Source organism: Agrobacterium larrymoorei (assembly GCF_013322225.1).
GTDB lineage: Bacteria > Pseudomonadota > Alphaproteobacteria > Rhizobiales > Rhizobiaceae > Agrobacterium > Agrobacterium larrymoorei_A.
In genome coordinates this window covers 40945-59731 of sequence record NZ_JAAMFB010000006.1, presented here as the reverse complement: position 1 = coordinate 59731, position 18787 = coordinate 40945, and the positions used below count along the sequence as shown (strand labels likewise).

Sequence of the window (18787 nt, the reverse complement as noted above, 5' to 3'; positions counted from 1 at the left end):
CTGGTTTCGTCATTTGTTGAGGATGAGGCATTGAGACCAATCAATCAACCGAAAATGATGAATGAAACGAAATCGTAACTGGCTCACCATGGCTTCTTGCGGTAGATCGGATTTCATGAAGCTTCGAAATCTCTTCCCCGCACGCACCGTTCTTCTGGCATCTGCTCTTGTCAGCGTGGTCGCATTCTCCGGCCATAACGCCAGCGCAGAGACCACGGACTGGATGGAGAGCGAAGGCGGGCGCATGCGTATCGTCAGCCTGCCAATGGACCAGAACGGGCGCATTGAGGGCGTGTTGCAGATCGACCTCAAGCCGGGCTGGATCACCTACTGGCGAGAGCCGGGCGAAGCGGGCATTCCACCGCAGTTGAGTCCGGACCCGAAAAGCGGCGTCCGTTTCACATCGATGTCTTTCCCCGTCCCTAAGCTCATTAAAAACGACGATATCACCGACATCGGCTATGATGCGTCGGTCGATTTGCCCTTTGCGCTGCAAAGTGCTCCGGGCCGTGAACACGATGATGTCACACTGACGAGCTTCATCGGCGTGTGCCTCAACATCTGCATTCCCTTCGAAGCGAATTTCAGCTTCCGCAAGGATGCAGGCAAGGTCGCCACACCGGAAGAAACGGAGATCGTCAACGCCGCCAAGGCAAGGCTGCCGGAACAGTCTTCAGACGATTTCAAGGTCCAGAATTTCCACATAACGCCAGACAAGACGCTGCTTGCCGTGGAGTTGCATCTGCCGGACGGCGCGCCAAAAGAGGCTGACATATTCGTGGCCGGTCCCTCCGGCTATGCCTATTTCGAGCCGCAGAATCTGGTCCGCGACAAGCGCAAATTATCATTCTACATGAATATCAAGGGCTTGCCGAAAACCTACAGCCCAAAGGGTCAGAGGTGGACCATTCTTGTGAAATCCGGCGAGCGGGCCATGGAAACCACACTCGATTTTCCGCAGTAGGTAAGACGAGATCCCAATATCGAAAATCCGATACGGAAGGGGCGAGTGTCCCATCACCACGCCGTGTCGATATTACCACTTCCAACAACGCCCGAGCACCGGCAACGTCCACCGACACGACCGCGCTCTACCGGGCAGACGTAGGGTCGCGAGCGGTTGGCGCTATCGGGCGGGGTGATGACGCAGACGAAATCCGTGCGGCGGCGGTCGCGGCGGTCGTTGCGGTTGGACTGGCCGGAGCTGCTGTTGAAGTTCTGCACCTGAATGATATCGCTTTGCGCTGGCTGCGACATTACAGGTAGCTGGAAGCTTGCGGCCTCCACCGCGGTCGAGGCGAAGATGAGAGCGAGCGTTGCAAAGACGGTTTTGCGCATGGTGGCGGCTTTCTCGCGAGAGGAACGGTTTGGCGGCAAAGTAGACGCTATCCCTTCCGGTTCCGTAAAGGCCCTCACATTTCCTCACGCAGCCTTAACGGCGCATGAATGCTTCGAACGCCGCCCTGGCCTCGGCGCTCTGCAACTGTGCGGCGAAGTGCTTGATTTCCTCATCTATGCGCTTTGTGACCTGCGCAACATCGCCGCGAATGAGGTCGCGCGCTATCTTAAGCGCCTGTGGTGGCTTGGCGGCAAGGCTGGCGGCGATCTTCAGCGTTTCCGCTTCGACTTCGCTTTCGCCGACCACCTTCCAGATGAGGCCAGCCTGACAGGCCTGCTCCGCTGAAAATCCCTCACCCGCCGCCAGAAGCGCAAAGGCGCGCTGATGGCCCATGATGCGCGGGACGAGCAGGCTGGAGGCCGCTTCCGGCACCAGCGCAAGATCCACGAATGGCGTTTTGAACAGGCTGCGGCTGGAGGCGACAGTCAGGTCGCAGTGCAGGTTCAGCGTTGTGCCGATGCCGATGGCAAGGCCATCCACGCCCGATACGATGGGTTTCTGGACGCCGACCAGCGCATGCAGAAAATCCCCCGCTGCCAGACGCCCCTTGCCGCCGGACATGGCGAAGGCCATGAAATCGGCCATGTCATTGCCCGCGGAGAAGCAGCCATCGGAGCCCAAGAAGACAATGGCGCGGATGTCCGCGTCCGCATCCGCCGCCTGCAAGGCCTCGATCATGGCGCGGTACATTGCGTCTGTGATCGCGTTTTTCTTGTCCGGGCGGTTGAAACGGATGACCTGAACGCCGGGGGCAGATTGGGGACGTTCAACGAGAATGTGGTCTGCGGACATCGATTGCTCCTCAATCCAGAACGCTACGGGCAGCCTGAAGGCTTGCCGCGCCGGTCATAACACGGTCTTTTAGCGCGATTGTTTCAGCCAGCAGATTTTCTGCCGCGAAACGGCAAAGCGCGTTCCGCTTTCCGCCCTTGCCATCATCGACGGCAGCCAGTGCGCCCTTTGCCAGATAAATGCCGGTCAGCGTCAGCCCGAAAAGGCGCTGGTAAGGCGTTGCGCCCGCAAGGGCAGCAGACGCATCGCTCTTTGCGGTCTCCAGCAGCCATTCGGTGGCGGCATCGAGATCGGCAATGCTCTGGTCGAGATAACGAGCGGCCTCGCCAAGCTCGAGCTTGTTGGAGTTGCGTACCGCATCTGCGACCTTCCTCAACTCGCCAATAAAGCCGCGAACATGCGCGCCGTCCGATTGCGGCAGCTTGCGCATGACGAGATCGATGGCCTGAATGCCGTTGGTACCTTCGTAGATCGGAGCTATGCGAGCATCGCGCAGATAGCGTGCTGCACCGGTTTCCTCGATAAAGCCCATACCGCCATGCACCTGAATCCCAAGCGAGGCGACATCCACCCCTGCATCGGTGGAGAAGGATTTCGCTATCGGTGTCAGAAGAGCGGCGCGTTCCTGCCAGAACTTTTTGTCAGCCGGATCGGTGCTGGCGTGGCTCATGTCGATGGCGTGGGCGCAGGCGAAGCTGATGGCGCGGGACCCTTGCGTCAGCGCCTTCATGGTCAACAGCGTGCGGGCGATATCGGGGTGTTCGATGATCGGGCTCATGCCCGTTGCTTGCGTGCCGGGGGCTTTGCCCTGTGTGCGATCCTTCGCGTATTCGATGGCCTTCTGGGTCGCTGCCTCACAGATGGCGACGCCCTGCATCCCGACGGCCAGACGCGCATTGTTCATCATGGTGAACATGCAGGCCAGCCCCTTGTTCTCTTCGCCGACCAGCCAGCCGATCGCGCCCTTCTCCACGCCGAACCGACCGTCACCAAAGATCATCGTGCAGGTGGGAGAGCCGTGAATGCCGAGCTTGTGTTCCAGCGCGTGGCAGAACAGGTCGTTGTGCTCTCCGGGATTTCCTTTGTCGTCGGGCAGGAATTTCGGCACGAGGAAGAGCGAAATGCCGCGCGTTCCCGCGGGCGCATCCGGCAGGCGGGCAAGAACGAGGTGGATGATGTTGTCCGCCGCATCATGCTCGCCCCAGGTGATGAAAATCTTCTGCCCGAAAATGCGGTAGGTGCCGTCGCTCGTACGTTCCGCACGCGTCTTCAGCGCCGCCAGATCGGAACCGGCCTGCGGCTCCGTGAGGTTCATCGTGCCGGTCCATTTGCCGGACACGAGATTTTCGAGATAGGTCTTCTTGAGGTGGTTGCTGCCGTGCGCGGTGATGGCCTCGACCGCCCCCATCGTCAGCGTCGGGCAAAGCGCGAAAGCCATGGAACCGGAGTTCCACATTTCAAGCGCCGCAACGTTTAGCATATGCGGCAGGCCCTGCCCGCCAAACTCTTCCGGTGCAGTCAGCCCGTTCCAGCCGCCTTCGGCCCAACGACGATAAAGGTCGGCCCAGCCATCCGGTGTCTGCACCTTGCCGTCGATCAGCTTCGAGCCTTGCCTGTCACCGACCTCTGCCAGCGGCGCGACCTGATCCGTGGCGAAACGTCCGGCTTCATGGAGGATGGCGTCAACAAGATCTTCGCCGAGATCGCCGAGTACACCGCTTTCGAGTGCTGGTCCAAGACCGGCCACATGTTTCAGCGTAAAAGCGATTTCGTCTACCGGTGCGGTATACATCCTGCCTCCTCCAAAGCGTCTGCCTACAATGCGATGCCTTCGGGGCTAAATGATTTTTACGTAAACGTCAATTTGAAAATTCCCGGCCTCGAGCTGCGTGATTGTTATGAAACTGTCATAAAACTCTGTTCAGCATGACGCGCCGGTTGTCGACTGCAAACTTCTTATGACAGTCCGGTATCCGCCTCCCAGGACCATGCTCATGGACATCCAGAATCCCCGCATTCCCGGCCTCGTATGGGCCTATCGTTTCCGCCCCGGCACGGAGCCATGCACCCGCCTGTCCTCGACCTGCGATCTCAATGAAATGCAGGTGGATGACGGTTTTTTCTGGCTGCACCTCAATCTGGCCGATACGCGGGTGGCCTCGTTCCTGGACACATTACCGGGTCTGGACGAAAACATGAGGGCAAGCCTCACCGCCCATGAAACCCATCCTTCCATTACCGTGGACGAAGGCGCGCTTTTTGGAACGCTGGTCGATTTCCAGCGGGAGTTCGATCAGGAGACGCGCGATCTTGGCTGGCTGCATTTTGCCGTAACCGACCGGTTCATCATTACCACGCGGCTGCAACCGTTACGCTCGGTAGACCGTCTTCGCGCCGCCATAGACAAGAACCCGAAGCGGTATGTCACGCCATCGCATATTTTCGAGGCGCTGGTGGCGGAGTTTCAGCGCAGTCTCATCAACCTGGTGATGGAGACCACGGAAGAACTCAACGCCATCGAGGATTTCGTTTATGACACCGCTCCTAGAGATGAGCGCCGAAGGCTTGCGCCGGTGCGGCGAACGGTGGTGCGCCTGCATCGGCACCTGCGCACTGTGCTGACGCTGATGCGCCGTGCCTCGGCGGCAGACGAAGACGAAATGCCCGCTGGTTTCGAGGAAATCGCCAGCAGGCTGACGAGCAGGCTGGAAGCCGTCGATTACGATGTCTATGCACTTCAGGAAAGGGCGAGACTGCTGCATGAGGAAATCGATTCCAAGCTTTCGTCCGAAACCAACCGTCACCTGTATATCCTGTCGATCATGACGGCGTTTCTTCTGCCGCCCACGCTGGTGACCGGTTTCTTCGGCATGAACACCAGCGCCCTTCCCTTTATGGAGGGAACGAGCGGAACGTTTTATGCGGCTGGCTTCATCATCGCGTCGATAGCCTTGGCCTGGGTGTTGCTGTGGCGTGTCGGGATCATCTGAAACTGAAAAGCCGCCCGGATTGCTCCGAGCGGCTTTCAGGTCATCGATGCCCCAGCATAATCAGCCGTAGGGTGAATAGCAGGTGCGGCGTGGCCCATTGTAGGGCTGGAACGTGTTGCTATAGGCATCGTATGAACGATAGCGGCCATAGCACCAGTTCACATGGCTCTGGCTGACACCACCACGAACGACCGGGCGATATTCGCGGTAGACCGGACGGGGACGGTAGACCTCACGCGGTTGCGAGAGCGCACCGCCAACGATGGCACCAGTCGCAAAGGCCGCGAGTGGGAACCAATAGCCGTTGTTGTGGCGGCGATAGCCTGGACGATAATCACGGTAGCCGCGATGACCTCTGTACCAGCCTCCGCCATAGTCGCGGCCGTAATAACCACGATCACGCCAGTATTGCACGTTCACAACGCCATTATCGGCCTGCGGAACAGCGGGCGCAACCGTGACCGGCATGGCCTGCGCCGGTAGGATGGCTCCAACGCCGATAATGGCAGAGAGACCGGCTGCCAGAATTGTTTTCATGTAGGTTTTCATCTGGTTTCCTCCATTCACACCCGGCAGCGCCGGACGGCGTGAATTACGACGATTATTCTCCATCACGTCCCGCTTTGGGCGGGTATTTTATATATTTGAAGGATATGAACTGGTGTCTGAACCCAGGATTAACAATGCAATCACAGATACTTGAACGGACGCATCATTTCGCAAACGAAAGAAAGCCCGATCAGAGACCGGGCTATCAAAGGCAATCCTACCTTATCGATAGGGCGAAACGCACTGCTGGCGCGGCCCGTTATAGGGCTGATAGCTGTTGTCGTAAGCGCGGTACGAGCGCCAGCGGTTTGCACACCATTGCGCGTGGCTGCTGCCATAGGATGGGCGAGCCTGCGAAGATGCAGCGCCGCTGATGATGGCACCGGCTGCGAATGCGGCGAGCGGGAACCAATAGCCGTTGTGATAACGGTATCCCGAACGGCGCTCACGGTAGCCGCGGTGGCCGTTGTACCAGCCATAACGATCGCCACGACGCCAGTCGCGGTCGCGTCGGAAATCCCGGCCACGGTCACGACGCCATTCCCTGCGCATTTCGCGGCGTTCCCAAGGACGGTACTGAACCTGTGTGGCCGTTTCAGAGGCAACGATAGGCTTAGGTGCTGGAACCGGTATCGGCATTGCCTGGGACGGCGTGAAGCTGGTCATAACCATGAGCACGGCGGTCGCCACACTCATTCTGCGCAAATTCAGCATGAATTTTCCTCCGTTTCTTTTGACACGTTTTTCGTGCCTTTTTATCCGGGGCGTTGATCATGCGGAGACCACCGCAATAGCACCAACCCATAGATGAATTAGAAACGGGGGAAATGAGAAGTTGTTCCATGTGCCATGTCGCGCTTCGATGAATTGAATCGAGCGCGACATGCTCAGTTAGAAACCGCATTCGCTATAAGCCGGGCGCATCAAACGTCGATCTTGACGTCCGTTAGAGGACGAGAGCAGCAGGCCAGAATGTAGCCCTCCGCAATATCTTCATCGAGAATACCGCCATTGTGGTTCATCTCGACCTCGCCGGAAAGCTTCATGACCTGGCATGTGCCACAGATACCGGACTCACAAGCAGCACCGATACGCACACCCGCTGCTCGGGCCGTCATGAGAATGGTCTGGCCCGGCTGGCAAGGCACTTCCTTACCGGACGCCGCAAAGTTGATCTTCGCCAGAACTTCGCCATCGGCAGGCTCGACACTTGGCCCCACGACAACGGGCGCCGCCGGGGCAAAGCTTTCCTGATGGTAACGCGACATATCGAAGCCGGAGGCTTCCAACATGGAACTGACCGCCGCCATGAACGGCTCCGGCCCGCAGCAGAATACCGTGCGGTCCATGAAGTCATGGGTGAGAAGCGCGATCTTCGCCTTGTCGATGAACCCCTTCAGACCTGACCACAGGTCAGTACGACCTGTCGATTCCACGATGAAACCGAGCGAGAGGTTCGGCATGTAGCGCGCCAGATATTCCAGTTCATGCCGGAAAACGATGTCTGCTGGCGTGCGCGAGCAGTTGATGAAGGAAATGTCGCTTTGCGGGGCGCGGTCGCACATGTCGCGCACCATCGACATCATCGGCGTCACGCCAGATCCAGCCGAGATGAAGAGATACTTATCGCCGGGATGCTTGACGTAGGAAAAATCGCCCAGCGGCCCAAGCGCACGAATTTTCATTCCCGGCTTGAGGTTGTCGAACATCCAGCGGGTGCCGATGCTGTTTTTCTGCGCCTTAACTGTCACGCCGACGGCATAGGGACGAGACGGCGTGGATGACAGGGTGTAGGTGCGGAACACGGGCTCCGGCCCCACGGGAAGCTCCAGCGTCACGAACTGGCCCGGCAGATAGCGAAACCAGTTCATGTCGTTCGAATGGAACAGGAATGTCATCACGTCGGGCGTTTCGGGGGTTACCGAAATGCACTCCAGCATGTGAAGCTTGTCGCTCCACGGCTTCATCTCATCGATATGCTTATAGGCCACAGTCATGTCCATCAATGTTACGCAACTGCCGACAGCTTCTTCTTGTCACCCGACAGGCGGTCGATCATGAAACTCGAATACCAGTTTACGAACTGCATGACGCCGCCTTCATCCTCCATGGAATAAGGGCCGGGCTCGTAAGCCGGGGAACGGATACCAAAGGCATTTTCCTCGACGATGCGGCGGTCCTGATCATTCGTCTCGTTCCAGACGTGGGTCAGATCTTCGAGATTATAATCGACACCCTCGACAGCGTCCTTGTTGACCAGCCATTTCGTCGTGACCGCCGTTTCCTGCGGGCCGAGCGGCATGACGCGGAAGGAAATCATATGGTCGCCGAGGAAGTGGTTCCACGTGGTCGGGTAGTGGAAGAACAGCAGCGCGCCGATATGGCTGATGGTCACGTCCCCGGAAAGCGGCAGACGAACGGCAGGCTTGCCGGACATGGTGTAGCTTTCAGCGTCGCCGATCAACGGCATGCGTGCAACGCGGAACTGTCCGTTCTCGTCGATCTTGAAGCGGCTCGGCAGACCGGCCGCTTCGCAACGCGCCCAGTGACCGCCGATCTCGGGATCGCTTGCGCCGCCATCCGTGCCCGTCACACTCGGGTTTTCAGGATAGGTGCGGCACAGTTCCGGGTGATTGGCTGCGCAGTGGTAGCATTCGCGGTTGTTTTCCCAGACGAGCTTCCAGTTGCCCTTTTCGATGATGGTGCTCTCATGCGCCACCTTGGCTTCCCATGCGCGGTGCGGAGCCATGTAGGCTTCGACTTCGGCGCGGACGGGCGAGAAGTCGGCGGGCTGATCCGCCAGACAGATGAAGATGTAACCGGCAACACTCTCGCAGGCGACAGGCTTCAGGCCGAAACTGGCCTTGTCGAAATCATCGCCCATGTGGCGTGCAAAAAGCAGCTTGCCATCAAGATCGTAGGTCCACTGGTGGTAAGGACATACAAGGCGCGCCGATTGCCCCTTGTGCGTGGTGCAGACGCGCGACCCGCGGTGACGGCAGGAGTTATGGAAGGCGCGGATGACATTGTCCTTGCCGCGCACGATGACCACGGAATAAGCGCCGACCTGCACGGTGACGTAGGAGCCTGGCTTGCTGACTTCGCAATCGTGCCCGACAAAAAGCCAGTCGCGATACCAGATGGTTTCCATATCCAGCTGGAAATAGTCCTGATCGGTATAGAAAGGCTGCTCAAGGCTAAAGCCTTCACGGCGGTTTTTCAGTTGGCGCAGTACGGTTTCACGCAGTTCCATGGCCATGTCCTCGATGGGTCTCGGCAGCGCATTTGCGTCTTGCCGTCTTTGCATGGAAATATCTAACCATCGGCGCTGGTTTACAGCACCACATTGAGCGACATTCGATCCCGCATTAACGACAAATTGCGACACTCCCTCTAAAAACGACCATACGATTTTTTTCTTTTCAAAACAGTCGGTTATTGCACCACAGCCCGCGGCCTTCGACACGATAAAACTTCGTCGCAAAAACACAAATCGTAAATACCCGCACCCTCCCGGAAAGGGAGTATTAACCGAGTGGGTTTAAAAAGATCATATCTTTCAATGGGGACGACATCGTGGAGAAGGGAACGCGGATACGCTATTTCGACGCGAAGGCACGGAGATTTCCGCCGGCACGCTCGAAAACGGCCCATTCGGAATTCCTCCGAACCGGCCGCATCGCGCGTTACGAAGAGGCCTGGCTACCGAGCGATCGCAGCTATTTCACCCATGAGCAGGTGGCCGAAATCACCGGACGTCGCCTGCAGGAAGCAGGTGAGATGACGCATTCGCGGCTGAACGCCTTTCACAGCACCATCCGCTTTCCCAAGATGATCTTCCACCGCGTGATCGACGAGAGCCCGCATCTGGGCTATTGCCACGTCACGGCATCGCGCACCAGCTTCGATACCCGCACGCCGGTTCTGTGGTCCTTCTACTTCGCCAATTTCTTTGCAGAGCTTTGCGGCGACGAACAGTTCTTCGAAAAGATCGACCAGACGCGCTCGCGTATGTACTTCGCCATTGCCATGCAGAAGACAGACGGTGAAACGGTGCGGATCGACAAGTCGATTCACCGCGACGGGCTGCTGTTCCAGACGCATGATCCGAAGGTGGCGTTGAAGAACGTGCTTATGCTCGGCACGCGCTCCGACGAAATGCGCAAGTTCATTCAAACCCTGTAAATACTTCCCATCGCTGCCGAAACATTCTAAGAGCCTTGTCCATTCGAAAGGTTGCTTGAGGATATGGCGCGTCACATCGATATCGAGGATCAGCCGGAAGAGGCATTGGTCCAGGCCGTTTCCATGCTGGAGGCAGGCTTTCCGGTCGCAATTCCTACCGAGACGGTCTACGGCCTTGCGGCGGATGCGACGAACCCCGCCGCCATTGCACGTATCTATGAGACCAAGGGCCGCCCGCAATTCAACCCGCTGATCTGCCATATGGCGAGTATCGAGATGGCGGAAGAGTATGCTGTCTTCGATCCTATATCGCGCAAGCTTGCACAGGCTTTCTGGCCGGGTCCGCTGACGCTCATCCTGTCGCTCAAGCCTGAAAGCCGCATTCATGCGCTTGCAACCGCCGGGCTCGATACGGTCGGCATCCGTATTCCCAAGGGTTTTGCAAGCCGGTTGATCACTGCGCTCGGCAAGCCGCTGGCCGCACCCAGCGCCAATAGTTCCGGCAAGATAAGCTCCACAAGTGCGGCCCATGTCGAGGCCGATCTCGGCCAGAAAGTCGGTCTCATCCTGGATGGCGGATCTGCGCCCGTGGGGGTCGAATCGACCATCGTAAAGGTCGAGGGCGACGGGACCGTGAGGTTGTTACGGCCCGGCGGCCTTATCGTGGAAGATATAGAACAGGTGGCAGGCGTGACGCTGATCCGCCCGGAAAAGGCTTCAGCTGCCATCGAAGCACCCGGAATGCTGGAATCGCATTACGCCCCCGGCGCGTCCGTCCGGTTGAACGCCACTTCCATCGAGGAAGGCGAAGCGCTGATCCGGTTCGGCAGTCAGCCAGTCGATGGCGAAGCCAAAGCGGCAATCGTGCTCGACCTCAGCGAAAGCGGAGACCTTGGCGAAGCCGCGACCAATCTTTTCGACCATCTGAAACGCGCCGATGCCAGCGGTGCGCGCAGCATAGCCATCACGCCCATTCCCAATAAGGGACTTGGTGAAGCCATCAACGACCGGCTAACGCGAGCCGCCGCGCCCCGCGCTTGAGTGCCATCACATTTGAGGAACGCATTTATGACGACCACATTGCCAGAAGATTTGCTCAAGCGGTTCGTGGATATCGTCGGTGAGAAAAATGCCTTGCGGGAGCTTGCCGATCTGGAGCCGCATCTGGTCGAAAATCGTGGCCTATATCGCGGCACGTCGCCAGTTTTACTGAAACCAGCCTCGACTGAAGAGGTTTCGGCCATCATGAAGCTGGCCAGCGAAACGAAAACGGCCATCGTTCCGCAAACGGGAAACACCGGGCTTGTCGGTGGGCAGACGCCTCGCAGCGGAGAAAGCGACGTCATTCTTTCGCTTGAGCGCATGAACCGCGTGCGCGACATCGACCCTGTTGCCAATGTTATCGTTGTCGATGGCGGCTGCATTCTGGACGACGTTCACAAGGCTGCCGAAAGGGTGGAGCGCATGTTTCCTCTTTCGCTCGGCTCGCAAGGCTCCTGCCGCATCGGTGGCAATCTCGCCACCAATGCGGGTGGCACAGCCGTTCTCGCCTATGGAAATATGCGCCAGCTCTGCATTGGCGTCGAAGTTGTTTTGCCGACCGGCGAAATCTGGAACGGCCTTCGCCGGCTGAAGAAGGACAATACCGGTTACGACCTGCGCGACATGTTCATCGGTTCGGAAGGTACGCTCGGCATCATTACCGGCGCAGTGCTGAAACTCTTTCCCAAGCCGCTCGGCCATCAGGTGGCATTTGCCGGTCTCGCCTCCCCGGCCGATGCACTGAAACTTTTCGAGCGGGCTTCGACCCTGTGCGGCACGGCACTGACAGGCTTTGAACTGATGCCGCGTATCGGCATCGAATTCACCACACGGCACATCCCGGGCGTTCGCGATCCACTGGAAGCGCCGCATGACTGGTATGCCCTGATCGACATTTCCACATCCGATTCGGCGGAAACAGCGCAGACGATGGTCGAGACCTTGCTGGAGCAAGGCTTTGAGGCAGGCGTGGTGCAGGATGCCGTCATCGCTTCATCCGAGGCTCAAAGGCAGGCGCTGTGGCATATGCGCGAAAGCATGTCGGATGCGCAGAAGCCCGAGGGCGGCTCGATCAAGCACGATGTTTCCGTACCGGTCTCGCACATTCCCGGATTCATGGACGCTGCGGAAAAAGGCGTTCTTGCCGCAATGCCCGGCGCGCGCATCTGCGCCTTCGGCCACCTTGGCGATGGTAATATTCACTACAATATTTCCCAGCCGGTGGGTGCCGACAAAGCCGAATTCATCGCACGCTGGCGGGAAATCAATGAGATCGTCCACGGCATAGTGCTGTCTTTCGGCGGTTCGATTTCTGCCGAACATGGCATCGGGCAGCTCAAACGCGACGAACTTGCAGCCATCCGCTCGCCCATCGAAATGGACCTGATGCGCCGGATAAAAAGCGCTTTCGACCCGGCGGGCATCATGAATCCGGGTAAGGTCGTTTCGGTCTGAGATCGACACTATCTCGCCAGTATCCGGCACGAAAACCAACGTATACCGGCTATTTCGACTAGCAGGCGGCTGTCATCACCCGTTTGGGGGGCGTGTGGGCGCCATTTCGCTCACCCTTTTTGATGTCTGGCAAACTACCCGGCATTTGATCCATTCTGTTCAAGCCTTGCAAACCACACACCGTCCCGGTTCAGGATTTCGAAACCCTATCGGGCTGCGTTTTGCTAACCATTTGGGAATGCAAAGTTTTCTTAACCTCGATTTTTAAGCTGTCTCGAAGGTGGCGCGGCTATCTTCACCCTATCAGAGGACGAAAAGTCCCGGACGAGAACCATGAAACGGCTCTCAGGTAAAACAAGGATAGCATGATGACAAACACCGTTCTGAAGCCCGAATGGGCAGGCGCAACTCTCCGGCTCGACCCGACGCGGTTCCCGCAGCAGCTGACCTATGGCAAGGAAAAGGGTTCAGCAGACGTGTCTATCACGCTCGACGAGCGCGGCGCAGTGCTTCGTAAAGTTCTCAATTCCAGCGGCCTTCCGCTTTCCTTCGCGCTTCCGGCCCGCGCCTTCAAGGGTGTCGCAGCCCGCGCCATCGATCATGGCAATGGCGAAGTTACCGTGACGCTCGAACTTCATCACGACGACCCTGATCTCTGCATCCCGCTTTTGGTGGCGCATGACCTTTGCGACATCGCGGCAGACTGGCGCAGCTGGTCGGAAAAGTACCGCATTCCCATGCTGATGGTAGAAGCAGATGGTGTTGCCCGTCCGCTGGAAGACCATCTCGGCAATGTGCGCACAAAGGCCACCCGCCCGCGCCGTCGCCATTCCTATTTCGCAGAGCGCCGCCCGCGCTTCCTCGTTCGTCGCAGCACCGGTTCGCTGGGCCTTGCGATGCGCATCGAGGGCAAGGAAATCATCGCCCGTAACTGATCCACGGAGCGCTGTGTTCGGCACGTTTCCAGATATGGACGATATGAAGCCCGGCGCCCCTGCTGCCGGGCTTTTCTTATGCGCATTGTCCGCACGCGAAGCCGCTGGGCACTTTTGCTGGAAATGCCTTATCCAAACACCAGCGGCAGCATCAGCCCGATGAAAACCAGCACGCCGACACGATTGTTGGATTTGAACAGTGCAAGGCACTGTGCGACATTATCGATATCGAGAACGACGATCTGCCGGATGAGCATCAGAGCTGCGATGGCAAGTCCTGAATAGGCCAGGATGTTAACACCCGCCGTTGCGAACGCCAGAACCAAGAACAGCAAAGCTGTGCCATAAAGACCAATCAGCCAGCCATGTGTCTTAGCCCCGAACAGAAGCGCTGTCGAACCGATGCCGACAGACACATCGTCCTCCTTGTCCTGATGAGCATAAATCGTGTCATATCCGATCGTCCAGGCAATCGCGCCCACATAAAGAAGCACCGGCGAAATGGATAGTGACCCAAACTGACCCGCCCAGCCCATCAGCGCTCCCCAGTTGAAGGCAAGCCCGAGGAAGAATTGCGGCCAGTGGGTGAAGCGTTTCGCAAAAGGGTAGATCGCCACGAAAATAAGCGACGCTATGCCGAGAGCAATCGAAAAAGCATTGAAGCAAAGCAGAACCGCAAGCCCGACCAGCGCCTGCAAGACAATGAAAGTCTTGGCCTGTGTTCGGCTGACCCTGCCAGATGGCAGCGGCCTCGATCGCGTTCGCGCCACCGCCATATCTATTCTGTGATCGACCAGATCATTATAGGTACAACCCGCACCCCGCATGGCGACCGAACCGGCAAAAAACAGGAACAGGTGGAACAGCAGCAGGCCCCACGAAAAGTCCCCTAGTGATTTCGCCGCATTCGCCGCCAGAGCCGCCGACCAGAAGCACGGCCACATCAAAAGCTGCCAGCCGATGGGGCGATCCCAGCGGGCCAGTTGCGCATAGGGCCATAGGCTCCTCGGCAATATCCGATACACCCAATTATTGGACGGCGCGTCCGAAACGCGGCCAGAAAGATCGCTGTTGTCAACCATGGCTGCGTTCTAGCCTATTGGTGGGGAAAGCGGAACGGGTTTTCGATGTGTGTTACCGAAAGCGAACCCCTCACCAAGAAAACCTATGACTTCGCTTTGCGAAGATCGAGGTTTTCTATCCTCTCCCACAGGGGGAGAGGAAAAGGCCGCACCGCTTCGATGCTCACCAAACCGTAAAATAGCCGTAAGGGCGCGGCTGGGTTTATCTCTCCCCTTGTGGGAGAGAAAGCAATTTCAACATCTTAGCTTTAGCTAAGTGTTAGAAATTGCAAGTGAGGGGTCGGCTTCCGCCCCAATCAAAACTCAACCTTCTCCAACGGCCTACGCACCTTATCGAACTCCGCCAACCGCGCTTCATTCCACGCGATATAATCCCGGTTGTCCGGCACCACATCCCCTCGTTTGGCCAGCTGGATCTGAAGAATGTGGAAGTTCTCGTGGGAAAAAGCCATTTCGGAACCGGCCAGATAAAATTCCCACATGCGGAAGAAGCGCTCGTCGTAAAGGGCGACCGCCTCCGCCTTGCGAGCCACAAATCGCTCCCGCCAGTGGCGAAGCGTGTAGGCATAGTGCATCGGCAGAATTTCGACATCCCGCACAAGCAGACCGGATTTTTCTATAGCTGGCGCCACCTCTGCCAGTGAGGGAATGTAGCCACCGGGGAAAATATATTTTTCGATGAAGGGATTGGTGGCTAGCGCCGGATAGGGCTGGCCGATGGAGTGCAGCAGCATCACGCCATGATCGTCCAGAACCTCAGCCGCCTTCTGGAAATATTCGCGATAATGCGTCGGCCCGACATGTTCGAACATGCCAACCGAGACGATGCGGTCGTATTTTTTGGAAGCTGGAAGATAGCGATAGTCCTGAAGTTCGAATCGCACCTTGTCCGTCAGGCCGCGCTTTGTTGCGCGATCACGGGAAACCCGCAATTGCTCTTCGCTGAGCGTGATACCGGTCACATCCACATCCGAGCTTTCGGCCAGATACATGGCCATGCCACCCCAGCCGGAACCGATTTCCAGCACGCGCTGGCCCGGTTCGGGCACCAGCTTGGCGACGATGTGACGTTTCTTGGCAACTTGAGCCTCGTCCAGCGAAATACCGGGCGGATTGAAATAAGCGCAGGAATACTGCCAGTCCTCGTCCAGAAACAGGTCGAACAGCTTGGCGCTGAGATCGTAGTGATGGGCAACGTTGCTCTTGTTGTGATTGACCGGCAGATGCATCTTGATCCGCGAGGCGATGATGCGGGCCATGCCGCGCCAGATCATGCCGAATGTCAGCGATTCGCTAAGGGTGTTGCTTTTGATGAGGGTCAGAAAATCATAGATGTCGCCTTCAACGACACTCATCCGTCCTTCCATATAGGTCTCGGCAAGCTTCAGCGCCGGATCGGTAGCGACTTCCTGCATGGCGGCTTCATCTGTAAAATTGAGAGCCACCCTTTTGCCAGTGCCATCGCCATAAGCCTGTAGCCCGGCAGGGCCGGTAACGATGAGATTTCCGGTTTTGACTATTTTCTCGAACAACGCATGCAGAGACGAGGCCATCTTACCCCCAATAAGCTAAGTCTCACTTATCAAGTCGATGTTACCGTATCGCTTTCCGGCGAAGTTTCAAGATGGGTGGTTTTCAAAAATATTGAATGATTTCAGCTGTGTTTTTCAGCGTTCGCTTTGAGTCGGAAGCCTGTCATGATGACAAGTTTCGGCTTAAGGTGAGTAGCCCAAACAAACCCCTCACTGGCAATTTCTAACACTTAGCTAGCGCTAAGATGTTGAAATTGCTTTCTCTCCCACAAGGGGGAGAGATAGGGTGGACGCCGCGCCGCTTGCGCCTTTTCCTCTACCCTTGTGGGAGAGGATAGAAAACCTTGATCTTAGCGAAAGCTAAGTCTTAGGTTTTCTTGGTGAGGGGTCATTCCCCTCCCTCACCGCCGCTTCATCGCCTCTGCCAAAGCCGCAGCCAACGCGCCACCAGATTGCGACCCTTCGTTGCGATCTTTAGGCTTGGCACTGGCGTGGCGCATGGCGCTGGCGTTACCCTTTTCCCGCATGGGCTGAGGAGCGGCCTCGCCGCCATCCTTGCGCATGGTGAGTGCGATGCGCTTGCGCTTTACATCCACTTCCACCACACGGACTTTTACCACGTCACCGGCCTTCACCACTTCATGCGGGTCTTTTATGAAGCGGTCAGCCAACTGGCTGACGTGGACCAGACCATCCTGATGGACGCCGATGTCCACGAATGCCCCGAAGGCCGCCACATTGGTCACGGTCCCTTCCAGCAACATGCCGGCCTTCAGGTCGGTGATTTCATCCACGCCGTCCGCAAAAGTCGCGGTCTTGAAGCTTGGACGAGGGTCGCGGCCCGGCTTTTCCAGTTCGGCGATGATGTCCTTTACGGTCGGCAAACCGAAGCGCTCATCGATGAATGTCTTCGGGTCCAGCGCTTTTAGCGTGGCGCTATCACCCATCAGGGTTCTCAAATCACGACCGCAGGCGGCAACGATCTTCTTGGCCACGACATAGGCTTCCGGGTGAACGGAGGATGCGTCGAGCGGCTCCTTGCCGTTTGGAATGCGCAGAAAGCCCGCGCACTGTTCGAATGCACGCGGCCCGAGGCGCGGCACTTTCAAGAGTTCCTTGCGGCTGGAGAATGGACCGACCTGATCACGATGCAGAACAATGGCATCGGCAATGGAGCTTCCGAGACCGGAAACCCGCGCCAGCAGTGGCGCAGAGGCAGTGTTGAGATCGACGCCCACGGCATTCACCGCATCTTCCACCACCGCGTCCAGCGAGCGAGAGAGTTTGCCCTGATCCACATCATGCTGATACTGCCCGACGCCAATGGATTTCGGCTTGATCTTCACCAGTTCCGCCAGCGGGTCTTGCAGGCGCCGCGCAATGGAGACGGCACCGCGCAGCGAGACGTCGAGATTTGGAAACTCCGCCGCCGCACGCTCGGATGCGGAGTAAACCGAAGCCCCGGCTTCCGACACGATAACCTTGGTCGGCTTCGGCCCTGTGATCTGTGTCAGCATATCGGCCACCAGCTTCTCCGTCTCGCGGCTGCCGGTGCCGTTACCGATGGCGATCAGCTCTACATTATGCTTGCGGATAAGCGAGGCAAGCTCTGCCTGCGTGCCGCGAATATCGTTCTTCGGGGGATAAGGATAAACAGTCGTCGTGTCCAAGAGCTTGCCGGTGCCATCGACGATAGCGACCTTGACGCCGGTGCGGATGCCCGGATCGAGGCCCATTGTTGCGCGCGAACCGGCGGGCGCTGCCAGAAGCAGATCTTTCAGATTGCGGGCGAAAACATGGATCGCTTCTTCCTCTGCCCGCTCTCGCAGTTCCCGCATCAGGTCGAGCGAGAGCGACATGGAAAGCTTCACGCGCCAGGTCCAGCCTGCAACATCCATCAGCCATTGATCGGCAGGACCAGAGTTGCGGATTTCGAAGGTGCTGGCGATGGTGCGCTGTGCGGGCTTGACCGGCGACGGGTCGTCCGCATCCACATCGATGGTCAGCGTCAGCACCTCTTCGTTCCAGCCGCGCAGCATGGCGAGCGCGCGGTGGCCGGGTGCGGTGGCCCATTTTTCCGTGTGGTCGAAATAGTCAGAGAATTTCTCACCTGCCGCCTCCTTACCATCCACCACCTTGGCGCGGAGCATGGCGTTCTGGCGCATATATTCGCGCAGCCGCTTCAGCAGGTCGGCATTTTCCGTCATGGTTTCGGCCACGATATCGCGCGCACCTTCCAGCGCAGCCTTCACATCGGCAACCTCACCCTGAACATAAGCCTCAGCCAGCTTGGCCGGATCGGCGGCGCGGTTTTCCCATATCGCATCCGCCAGCGGGCCGAGGCCGCGTTCGCGGGCAATCTCGGCACGGGTGCGGCGCTTGGGCTTATAGGGAAGATAAAGGTCTTCCAGTTCCGCCTTCGTCGCCGCCTGCATGATCTTCACCATCAGTTCGTCGGTCATCTTGCCTTGACCGTTGATGGTTTCAACGATGGAAGCGCGGCGGGCATTGAGTTCGCGCAGATAGGACAGCCGCTCGGCCAATGTGCGTAGCTGCGTGTCGTCGAGCCCGCCCGTTGCTTCCTTACGATAGCGCGCAATGAAGGGAACCGTTGCGCCCTCATCCAGCAACTGTATCGCCGCCTTCACCTGTTCGGCACGGGCATTGATTTCGGAAGCGATGGTCGGAGCAAGGCGGGCGTTATCTGCGGACATATGGTTCTCTGAACTGTTCTTGAATATCCGCCCGAACATAGAGGCTGGTTATGGCATGACAACACGGTGGCGCGGCGATTCCACAGAAAAGCATGGCTCCACCCTCCGTCACC

At 57.9% G+C, this 18787-nt stretch carries 16 protein-coding genes; 6 read left to right on the top strand and 10 right to left on the bottom strand.

What is annotated here, in order from left to right; translation table 11 throughout:
* Positions 1–61 precede the first annotated feature (61 nt).
* Complete coding sequence (locus G6L28_RS02800) at positions 62–964, top strand: protein-disulfide reductase DsbD domain-containing protein (RefSeq protein WP_234902449.1); 903 nt, start codon at positions 62–64, stop codon at positions 962–964.
* A 53-nt stretch (positions 965–1017) separates the two neighbouring features.
* On the opposite strand, the gene G6L28_RS02795 is transcribed toward G6L28_RS02800, so the two are convergent.
* From G6L28_RS02795 to G6L28_RS02785, 3 genes are all read right to left on the bottom strand, one after another.
* Entirely contained in the window at positions 1018–1338 is a 321-nt protein-coding gene (locus G6L28_RS02795) for a hypothetical protein (protein ID WP_174062264.1), read from the bottom strand.
* Between the two features lie 94 nt (positions 1339–1432).
* The gene (locus tag G6L28_RS02790) at positions 1433–2191 is read right to left on the bottom strand and encodes a crotonase/enoyl-CoA hydratase family protein (protein WP_174062263.1); all 759 of its coding nucleotides are present in this window, start codon (positions 2189–2191) and stop codon (positions 1433–1435) included.
* Positions 2192–2201: 10 nt separating this feature from the next.
* The gene (locus G6L28_RS02785; protein ID WP_174062262.1) at positions 2202–3983 is read right to left on the bottom strand and encodes an acyl-CoA dehydrogenase; all 1782 of its coding nucleotides are present in this window, start codon (positions 3981–3983) and stop codon (positions 2202–2204) included.
* Positions 3984–4185: 202 nt separating this feature from the next.
* On the opposite strand from G6L28_RS02785, the gene G6L28_RS02780 reads away from it, so the two are divergent.
* Positions 4186–5181 (top strand): transporter, encoded by a 996-nt coding sequence (locus G6L28_RS02780; RefSeq protein WP_174062261.1) that lies wholly within the window; start codon positions 4186–4188, stop codon positions 5179–5181.
* A gap of 60 nt (positions 5182–5241) precedes the next feature.
* Here the strand turns inward: G6L28_RS02780 and G6L28_RS02775 are convergent, their stop codons facing one another.
* The 4 genes from G6L28_RS02775 to G6L28_RS02760 form a co-directional block, all read right to left on the bottom strand.
* Complete coding sequence (locus G6L28_RS02775; protein ID WP_174062260.1) at positions 5242–5730, bottom strand: BA14K family protein; 489 nt, start codon at positions 5728–5730, stop codon at positions 5242–5244.
* A 222-nt stretch (positions 5731–5952) separates the two neighbouring features.
* A complete protein-coding gene (locus G6L28_RS02770) occupies positions 5953–6444 on the bottom strand; it encodes a BA14K family protein (protein ID WP_174062259.1) in 492 nt (163 codons plus the stop codon).
* A 209-nt stretch (positions 6445–6653) separates the two neighbouring features.
* Positions 6654–7733, bottom strand: coding sequence for a hybrid-cluster NAD(P)-dependent oxidoreductase (locus G6L28_RS02765; RefSeq protein ID WP_174062258.1), 1080 nt, complete (start codon positions 7731–7733; stop codon positions 6654–6656).
* Between the two features lie 5 nt (positions 7734–7738).
* Positions 7739–8983 (bottom strand): aromatic ring-hydroxylating oxygenase subunit alpha, encoded by a 1245-nt coding sequence (locus G6L28_RS02760; protein ID WP_174062329.1) that lies wholly within the window; start codon positions 8981–8983, stop codon positions 7739–7741.
* Between the two features lie 323 nt (positions 8984–9306).
* Here G6L28_RS02760 and G6L28_RS02755 point away from each other — a divergent pair, with 323 nt between their 5' ends.
* From G6L28_RS02755 to G6L28_RS02740, 4 genes are all read left to right on the top strand, one after another.
* A complete protein-coding gene (locus tag G6L28_RS02755) occupies positions 9307–9915 on the top strand; it encodes a DUF6656 family protein (RefSeq protein WP_174062257.1) in 609 nt (202 codons plus the stop codon).
* Between the two features lie 63 nt (positions 9916–9978).
* Entirely contained in the window at positions 9979–10956 is a 978-nt protein-coding gene (locus G6L28_RS02750) for an L-threonylcarbamoyladenylate synthase (protein ID WP_174062256.1), read from the top strand.
* Positions 10957–10983: 27 nt separating this feature from the next.
* The gene (locus G6L28_RS02745; RefSeq protein ID WP_174062255.1) at positions 10984–12411 is read left to right on the top strand and encodes an FAD-binding oxidoreductase; all 1428 of its coding nucleotides are present in this window, start codon (positions 10984–10986) and stop codon (positions 12409–12411) included.
* 368 nt (positions 12412–12779) lie between these two features.
* Entirely contained in the window at positions 12780–13346 is a 567-nt protein-coding gene (locus G6L28_RS02740) for a DUF6101 family protein (RefSeq protein ID WP_174062254.1), read from the top strand.
* A 128-nt stretch (positions 13347–13474) separates the two neighbouring features.
* Here G6L28_RS02740 and ubiA read toward each other — a convergent pair whose 3' ends face one another.
* The 3 genes from ubiA to G6L28_RS02725 form a co-directional block, all read right to left on the bottom strand.
* Positions 13475–14428 (bottom strand): 4-hydroxybenzoate octaprenyltransferase, encoded by a 954-nt coding sequence (gene ubiA, locus G6L28_RS02735; RefSeq protein ID WP_174062253.1) that lies wholly within the window; start codon positions 14426–14428, stop codon positions 13475–13477.
* Between the two features lie 296 nt (positions 14429–14724).
* Positions 14725–15981, bottom strand: coding sequence for an SAM-dependent methyltransferase (locus G6L28_RS02730; RefSeq protein ID WP_174062252.1), 1257 nt, complete (start codon positions 15979–15981; stop codon positions 14725–14727).
* 380 nt (positions 15982–16361) lie between these two features.
* A complete protein-coding gene (locus G6L28_RS02725) occupies positions 16362–18674 on the bottom strand; it encodes a Tex family protein (RefSeq protein ID WP_174062251.1) in 2313 nt (770 codons plus the stop codon).
* Positions 18675–18787 lie beyond the last annotated feature (113 nt).